Here is an 8942-nt window from a genome sequence, read left to right as displayed (position 1 = left end):
CCCTGTTCCCTGTTCCCTAATTTTCATAGAACCGACAGGATTTACATGGTCCTTCTGGGTTAACAGCACAACGCATAATTTCTGAAAGAGCATTATAGTTACAGGTAGCATCACCGATAACCCAACGTCCCTCTACTAAACTTTTTTCTTCCGGTCTTTGCGCTTTTTGGACATAAACAGCGATATTGTGTAAACTATAGCGTCCTCCTCTAAGCTGATATCTATGGCAACGCTCTAAAACTGCGTAGGTTTTACCTTCAAAATCAAGATAGTTTCCCGGTTGGGGTGTCCAATCAAGTTGTAACTTACCAAGAGACTGACGCGGATGTGTCAAAATTACCTCAGTGGGTAAGGAATTTAGCTCCATAATCAGTTAATATGATGTGATTTACATATAGACTACAGTATTGCAGTATTTTAGCGATACAGCAATTCTCGTTCTCATGAAATAGAATGGAGAGCGCAGGCCCTGCGCCCCTACGGGGTTGGCGATAAAAAACTGTACCTCATAACATCAGGAAGTGCTGTATATTGCTCAGGCTTACGGATTGTGCAAATTAATCGTTGTTAAAGTTTAAGTGCTAAGTAGGTTGGCGTTGAAAATTGTCGTTATGGCAGGGCAAGAGGCAAGAGGCAAAAGACAAGAGTAAAGAGGTTTTGGGCGATTTTACGTTTCTTTACACAGTTTGGTTTTATTGTGTTCACCTACTTAATTATATTTAAACTTTATTAAATAAGACTAATCTAATTGTGTGGCACAGGCTAGAAGTTAATATTTCATCACAACTGAATCAGGATTAATCAATTTATAGATTATAGATAATGGGTATGATAGATGACCTTTATAAAACGACCCTTAATTTACACATCTTTACAATTGCCCATCTTGGGAAGAGAGTTATTTGGGTAAACACTTGATGGCGATGTTGCTGATTACAGCCAGATATCAGCGATATTGGTAGATAAATTATCTAACGTGTCTATTACATTGTTTAAAGTTATGTAGCCTTTTGCTTACAAGCTATCAAGCCCTGGGGTAAACTATGCCTTGATTATGATTCTTTCACAAAGAAGAACACCCGCAAGGAGCAGTTTTTTCAATGTCTCATACCGTAAAAATCTACGACACCTGCATTGGCTGTACACAATGCGTCCGCGCTTGCCCTACTGACGTACTAGAAATGGTTCCTTGGGATGGCTGTAAGGCTGCTCAAGTGGCTGCTTCTCCCCGCACTGAAGACTGTGTAGGTTGTAAGCGTTGTGAAACTGCTTGCCCCACCGACTTTTTGAGTATTCGCGTTTATTTAGGCGCTGAAACAACTCGCAGCATGGGCTTGGCTTACTAAGAATTTCATTTCTAAATTCTTGGTCTTTTAGCGCTGAGGAGTGAGAACGGGAGAAACATTTAGATTCTTTCCTCATTCCTCAGCATTTTTGTTGTCAGTTGTCAGTTGTCAGTTGTCAGTTGTTCGTTGTCAGAAGAAAGAAATAATTTAGGAATGTGAATTAAATAAGGTGCAAAAGTAGGGTGTGTTAGCGACAGCGTAACGCACCATTCCAGGTTACATCAGAATTGCAGGTTATTAAATTTGCGTTCCTTACCAATGACCAATGACCAATGACCAATTTGCTAAAGTGGCTTATTCATTCCAGGAACTATACTTAAAATTTAATTATCCTGAAACCGGAGTGGTTTAAGCAATGTGTGGAATAGTTGGATATATAGGCACTCAGGCAGCGACAGATATTTTACTGGCTGGATTAGAGAAATTAGAATATAGAGGTTACGATTCGGCAGGAATTGCCACTATTTTGGAAGGTGACGTACATTGTGTGCGGGCTAAGGGTAAATTACTCAATTTGCGTTCTAAACTGGAACAAATCGAAAATCCTGCCCAAATAGGGATTGGTCATACGCGCTGGGCAACTCATGGTAAACCGGAAGAGTACAATGCCCATCCTCATTTAGATACGGCGTTGCGGATAGCTGTGGTACAAAATGGGATTATTGAGAATTATCGAGAGTTGCGGGAACACCTGAAGGCACTAGGACATGAATTTCGCTCAGAAACAGATACAGAGGTAATTCCTCATTTGATTGCTGAGTGTTTAAAGCATACTCCTGAAAATCCTAATTCCCCTTCGATGTTTTTAGACGCGGTGCGAGAAGCTGTAAGTAAATTAGAGGGGGCTTATGCTGTTGCGGCTATTTCTGCTGATTACCCTGATGAGTTGATTGTAGTTCGTCAACAAGCGCCTTTAGTGATTGGGTTTGGACAGGGTGAGTTTTTCTGTGCTTCCGATACGCCGGCGATTGTTCCTTATACCCGCGCTGTATTGTCCCTGGAGAACGGCGAAATTGCCCGGTTGACTCCTTTAGGAGTGGAAGTCTATAACTTTGCGGGAAATCGCTTGAAAAAGCATCCCCGGACTCTGAACTGGAATCCCATTATGGTGGAAAAACAGGGATTCAAACATTTTATGCTCAAGGAAATCTATGAGCAACCGGGGGTGGTGCGGGATTGTTTAGAGGCTTATTTCTCAACAGTGGAGAATGGAGAAATTACTGCGGAATCACCGGTGAAATTGGATTTACCAGCGGAATTCTACACAGATTTAGAACAAATTCAAATTGTTGCCTGTGGTACAAGTTGGCACGCGGCATTGGTGGGTAAATATTTATTAGAACAGTTGGCAGGAATTCCAACTCAGGTACAATACGCTTCAGAATTTCGATACGCGCCTTCACCTTTAACTGCTAATACTCTGACTATTGGGGTGACACAATCTGGGGAAACTGCTGATACGTTGGCGGCTTTGGCGATGGAAAAAGAACGCCGACAGGGGAAAGAATCTAAGTATCAAGCGCGACTTTTGGGGATTACTAATCGCCCAGAAAGTAGTTTAGGGAATATGGTGGCGAATATTATCAATACTCATGGGGGAATTGAAATTGGTGTAGCGGCGACGAAAACTTTCATAGCGCAATTGATGGCGTTTTATGCTTTGGCGCTAGATTTGGCTTATCGTCGTCAGGAGATTAGTGATTCGAGATTTGAGGAAATTCTCACGGGTTTACGGCAGTTACCAGGGGAAATTGAAGCGATTTTGGAAACTCAAGAACGTTATATTGAACATTTGGTACATGATTTTTCAGAAACAAAAGATTTTATCTTTATTGGGAGAGGAATTAATTTTCCGATTGCGTTAGAAGGGGCTTTAAAATTAAAGGAAATTAGCTATATTCACGCCGAAGGTTATCCAGCGGGAGAAATGAAACATGGACCAATTGCGTTGTTAGATGCAAAAGTTCCAGTGGTGGCGATCGCTGTTCCTGGTAATGTATATGAAAAGGTAATTTCTAATGCTCAAGAAGCTAAAGCCAGGGATTCCCGTTTAATTGGTGTAACTTCTGTAAAAGATGGAGAAGCGGCGGAAATCTTTAATGATTTAATTCCGGTTTCAGAGGTTGAGGAAATTCTTTCGCCAATTCTCACAGTAATACCATTGCAATTGTTAGCTTATCATATTGCTGCCCGACGAGGTTTGGATGTGGATCAGCCGAGAAATTTGGCGAAGTCGGTGACTGTGGAATAAATTTTAACATCTGGTATCCTTTAGGCAAACCACGTTGTAGAGACATTTCCTGAAAAATCTCTACATCAGCATTAAACCATCCTGTAATTGATGAGATATGTAAGAGTTTAGCAAAAGCTCATTGGTGTCAACTTAAGCTCAAATCCCTACCACATCTCGTTCCTAGTCTCTGACTAGTGGTCTGTCAAATTTATTTTGACGGGTAATGATCGGAAAAAACTTCTGTTCTTCCCTCCCCTGCCCCCCCTGCCTCTCTTCTCCCCCTGCTTGCCTTCACCCGTCATTTTCGGGTTGACAGACTACTAGGAATGCAGTTGATGAGGCTCTGCCTCTAATATTATTGAAGGCAGAGCCTTCTAGAGTTCATTCCCAGTGAGAGACTGGGAATGAGATGACTTGAGTTCTTTGCGGGATAGAGGTTTTACGTTAAGTTGACACCAATGTTACCCCTACGATATATCGAAGTCAAGGTAATTCATGTTGATTTAATATCAAGACTTACGCAAAATATTCCTCAAACCCTCATTTCTCCGTGTTCTCTGTGTTCTCTGTGGTTCGTTATTCCGTGACTCGTGCATAAGTCCTAAATATCACTAAAATTAATAACATTGACAGGTTGATTATCACTTTTTTGTCAATTTGTCAATAGGGAATTTTGGCGATCGCTCAAATTAGATCATTTCTGAGCAAATTCATGGCTAAAATTGTTGAGGGAATAGTTATTAATTTTGTAAAGTTTTGTATTAGCCTGGGAAATTAATTTCTGAACCTACTGTCAATAAAGAGTTTGAGACTAACATCTTCTGAAAGATCTAAAATTGACAACAATGGCCCAATTATGAAATTCTCTGGAATTATAGCAAATCGCTGAAAGTATAGCAACCTCGTTGATAAATAGAAAAGATTCTCAATTAATTATTAAGGAAATATAAAGGCAAATTGCTAAAAATTATAAATATCAAAAGTATTATTGATTTTCTATAATTTAAACTTATCATATAGCCATTATGAATAATATGTCTGATAAATAGCATCTAGGACAAAACTAAGAGCATATTATTAGATTATAATTGTGCGATGACGAAGCGCTGCTGCAAGCGGTTCGCTCTTTCGGTACACAAACCCTAAATCTATCCAGATTAGCAGCTTTCACAATTGAAGATGGTATCATATATTCTCGGTTTGCTTGATTACGCGCGAGGAAATACAGCGATTTGAGATCAAACGCGGTACAAAGATAGTAAATTTTAAAGATTTGAAAAAAAGAAAATAATTGAAATATATGGCAGCAGCATATTCACCACCTTCATAATCTGAGTTAGTAGATTCTGACCATGAAAAATTCAGAAAGTAGGGGCGCAGGGTCTGCGCCCAGAAACGATTCATCAATAACAGCATGAAATTTATTTACCCCAACCCATAATGGCTATTAAGAATGGTTGCTTTATTTGCGCCATGCTGTACTAGAAAATTTTTGAACTTGTTTAAGTAGGTTGGTGTTGAAAATTGTCGTTATGGCAGGGCAAGAGGCAAGAGTAAAGAGTAAAGAGTAAAGAGTAAAGAGTAAAGAGTAAAGAGTAAAGAGTAAAGAGTAAAGAGTAAAGAGTAAAGAGTAAAGAGGTTTTGGGCGATTTTACGTTTCTTTACACAGATTGGTTTTATTGTGTTCACCTACTTATAGGAATCCGGTTTGATTCCTGATAGCGTTCACGTAGTGTGCCGTTCGCGGTAGCGTGCCGGAGGCATCAGGCATAGCGTGGCGTTAGCCATATTTTCCGTTGAGTTAGGGAACAGGGAAGAAGGATTTCAGTATGTATTGAGTTCTGTATGGCTACGCCACCCAAGCTATCAAAAATCAAATAGGAGTCCTATAGGATAAATCTAATGATATAATTCTGCCATACTTGACGATAAGTGCGGAAGATGCTAAAAGTAAAATATCATTTAAGGCAAAAATTTTGACTACGTGAGTCACTTTTATCTAGCTTGGTTGTCTGTAAATTTCCTTAACAGTTTTATATAAGCAATAAAACTAAATAAAAGGCGGAAAAATTCAAATTTTATACTCATAATAAGTCAAGATTAATATTTAACAAAAATTTACATAATGTCCAATCAGAAGGGTTATATCATACCTAGTTTGCATTCCATAGAGGCTGAACAGCCTTCTAAAATTAGTGATATTTTGTGTTATAAACTAACTACTTTGTCTGTGATCACTGAGTTTTTTCCTCCAGACTATGCGGCGACAGGACAGTTGATTGAAGAGCTAGTCAAACAGTTGGAGAAACAAGGAATTAAGATTAGAGTATTCACTGGACAACCAGGATATGCTTTTACTACCGCTCAAGCCCCAGCCTTAGAACAATTAGGCAATGTTCGCGTTCAAAGATCCAGATCTACTCAGATATGGTCTAATAGGATTCGCGGAAAAGCTGTTAATGGTGTTTTATTTACATTGCGGGTTTTTTTGCATATTATCAGAAATGCCCGTAAAAATGACGTATTTTTATTAACTTCAGCACCTCCTTTTTTATCAATAGCCGGATATTTAACTCATTTATTGTTAAAATTCCCCTATGTATGTTTAATATATGATTTGTATCCAGATATTGCGATCGCTTTAGGAGTAGTTTCTCATAAGCACTGGTTAGCCAAGTTTTGGTGGGCAATCAATCGCCAGATTTGGCAAAAATCAACAGGAATTATTGTCCTGAGTCCTGCTATGAAGGAGAGAGTCCTAGCAATCTGTCCAGAAGTGGCTGATAAGGTCTCTGTAATTCACAGTTGGGGAGATCCTGAGTTAATTGTCCCGATTGCCAAAGAAAAAAATTGGTTTGCTAAACAACATAACTTGGATAGCATATTTACAATTCTTTATTCTGGTAATATGGGTAGGTGTCATGATACAGACACCATTTTGGCAACTGCTAAACAATTGCAAGATGAAGAAATTCAGTTCGTTTGTATTGGTGGTGGACCTAAACGGGAAAGTTTTATTCAAGATGTCAAGCGGTTAGGATTAAAAAACTTTCTTTTTCTCCCCTATCAAGAAAAAAGTGTGCTACCGTATTCCCTGACAGCTTGTGATTTATCATTAGTTAGTGTAGGATTAGGTCTCGAAAATTTAGTTGCACCTAGCAAACTCTATCCAGCCTTAGCTGCGGGAAGACCCATAGCAGCTATTTGCCCAAAAGATTCCTACCTGCGACAGCTAATAACAGATGGTCAGTTTGGTATCAGTATTGACAATGGAGATAGTGATAGTTTATCTAAATTTATTCTCAACTTAAAGAGCGATCGCCAACTTGCAGAAAAAATGGGTAATGCCTCCCGCGAATATTTGCAGTCAAACTTTACGCCAGAAATCATCGCTAAACAATACATCAATGTCCTAGAAAAATCTATAACTTGAAACGTCACTCCAGCCTAATCAGCATCAGTGTGTGAACAAATTCATTCAGAGGAAGAAGCAACAGGGAACAGAAAAAACTCATGTTTTTAAACATGAGATTGAAATAATGACACTGTTTTTTTCGGGCTACGCATCTTAAAAAACATCTTTTTTTTGACTGAGCTTTAAACTGGTGCAAATGAGTGTTTCTTATCTGTTCCCTGTTAAGAGTTCCCTTTTTTTGTAATTTTTGTTTCTTATCTGTTCCCAGTTAAGAGTTCCCTTTTTTTGTAAATTTCAGACAACTCAGTTAACAAAATTTAATACCTCAGACAACGTTGAATCAGGAGTTGGGCTTTGATGGTCTTTTTGATCTAAGTCCCTCCCTTACAACCTTCTTACGATCTATTGTTTAGTTAGTGATCCGGAGGCCTAAGTGCAGAAAAGGTGTGAGCGAAATCGGAAACGTTCCCAACGGAGAGCCATTTATTGTCCCATACATAGTTGTTACATAGATAGTGTTAGCCAAAAACACGGACTATTTGCCGAACAAGCCGGACAACTACAAGAACGCGGTATAGCCCGACGAGAAGCAATGATGTTAGTAGCAGCTAAAACTACAGTTTCTTTACAGGGTGAGTGGTTAGAGGCTTTTTGGTGCGAAGAGTGCCAAGAAACAAAATGGTATCATGTGCGTAGGCATGAATCAAAATATGAGATATCTCTTGCCCCAGCCGAACTTTGGCAACAAGCAACAGGTGTCATTCATCCCCATCGCAATCCTTCTGTGGGAGAATTTACCTATAGGCAATCCCGAATGCTTGGTGGTAACAGTGTTAAAGACTTTTGGGTAATGAACTGACATGAAAAAAGCTCTCATTTGTGGAGTATCTGGACAAGACGGATCTTATTTAGCACAATTGCTGCTCAATCGAGGCTATACAGTTTGTGGAACATCCAGAGATGCCCAAATATCACCTTTCCAGAACTTAGTTCACTTGGGTATTAAAGATCAAGTAAAGCTGGAGTCAATGTCCTTAACTGACTTCCGCAGCGTCTTACAGGTACTCACAAAAATCCAGCCAGATGAAGTCTATAATTTAGCAGGACAAACTTCCGTAGGTTTATCTTTTGGACAACCAGTAGAAACTTTAGAAAGTATCGCTACAGGGACACTAAACTTATTAGAAGCTATTCGCTTTTTAGGCGCAACCATTAAAGTTTACAATGCAGGTTCGAGTGAATGCTTTGGTGACACTGGCAATGTAGCAGCAGAAGAAAATACTGCATTTCGCCCCAGAAGTCCTTATGCTGTAGCTAAATCTGCTGCTTTTTGGGAAGTAGCTAACTACCGAGAAGCTTACGGTTTATTTGCCTGTTCAGGAATATTATTTAATCATGAATCTCCCCTGCGTCCAGAAAGATTTGTCACTCAAAAAATTATTGCTACTGCCTGTCGGATTGCCCAAGGTAGTCAAGAAAAATTATATTTAGGTAATATGTCAATTCAGCGGGACTGGGGTTGGGCGCAGGAATATGTGGAAGCCATGTATTTAATGTTGCAGCAAGATCAACCTGATGATTATGTAATTGCAACGGGAGAAAGCACTTCCTTAGAAGATTTTGTCGCAGCAGCATTTACATCTGTAAATTTAGAGTGGCGTGATCATGTGGTGGTTGATAGTAGCCTATTCAGACCTACAGATTTGGCGGTCGGTAAAGGTAATCCCCGTAAAGCCAAAATCCAATTAGGATGGGAAGCTAAATATAAGATGGCAGATGTGGTGCAAATGATGGTAAATACGAGGTTAGCTAGGTCATAAGAAAATAAGATCCCCGACTTCTCTCAGAAGTCGGGGATCTGAAACTCCAGGGTGGCGGCAATTGAGATATACTTTGTTGATCTTGAAAGCGATCGCTTAAGTAGGTTAGCATTGAAAATCGTCGTTAT

Annotated in this window: 6 protein-coding genes; 5 read left to right on the top strand and 1 reads right to left on the bottom strand. The window is 39.5% G+C overall.

The features are described 5' to 3' along the window. Nucleotides 1-16 precede the first annotated feature (16 nt). Entirely contained in the window at nucleotides 17-367 is a 351-nt protein-coding gene (locus FJR37_RS22415) for a DUF6464 family protein (protein ID WP_168467161.1), read from the bottom strand. A 733-nt stretch (nucleotides 368-1100) separates the two neighbouring features. Between FJR37_RS22415 and psaC the strand changes: the two genes are divergently transcribed. The 5 genes from psaC to FJR37_RS22390 all read left to right on the top strand — a co-directional run bounded on the left by psaC (nucleotide 1101) and on the right by FJR37_RS22390 (nucleotide 8814). Then, a complete protein-coding gene (psaC, locus tag FJR37_RS22410; RefSeq protein WP_015080270.1) occupies nucleotides 1101-1346 on the top strand; it encodes a photosystem I iron-sulfur center protein PsaC in 246 nt (81 codons plus the stop codon). Between the two features lie 355 nt (nucleotides 1347-1701). After that, entirely contained in the window at nucleotides 1702-3597 is a 1896-nt protein-coding gene (gene glmS / locus FJR37_RS22405) for a glutamine--fructose-6-phosphate transaminase (isomerizing) (RefSeq protein ID WP_039202090.1), read from the top strand. 2107 nt (nucleotides 3598-5704) lie between these two features. Continuing rightward, nucleotides 5705-7012, top strand: coding sequence for a glycosyltransferase family 4 protein (locus FJR37_RS22400; RefSeq protein ID WP_039202089.1), 1308 nt, complete (start codon nucleotides 5705-5707; stop codon nucleotides 7010-7012). A 415-nt stretch (nucleotides 7013-7427) separates the two neighbouring features. Continuing rightward, on the top strand, nucleotides 7428-7853 hold the full coding sequence (locus FJR37_RS22395) for a hypothetical protein (protein WP_039202088.1): 426 nt from the start codon (nucleotides 7428-7430) through the stop codon (nucleotides 7851-7853). 1 nt (nucleotide 7854) lies between these two features. After that, nucleotides 7855-8814: a GDP-mannose 4,6-dehydratase gene (locus tag FJR37_RS22390; protein ID WP_039202087.1), complete on the top strand. Its 960-nt coding sequence runs from the start codon at nucleotides 7855-7857 to the stop codon at nucleotides 8812-8814. Nucleotides 8815-8942 lie beyond the last annotated feature (128 nt).

It is taken from the genome of Aphanizomenon sp. UHCC 0183 (assembly GCF_009712065.1).
Classification (GTDB): domain Bacteria; phylum Cyanobacteriota; class Cyanobacteriia; order Cyanobacteriales; family Nostocaceae; genus Dolichospermum; species Dolichospermum heterosporum.
Note: the sequence above shows the minus strand (reverse complement) of the source record. Positions and strands in the feature narration are given on the sequence as shown.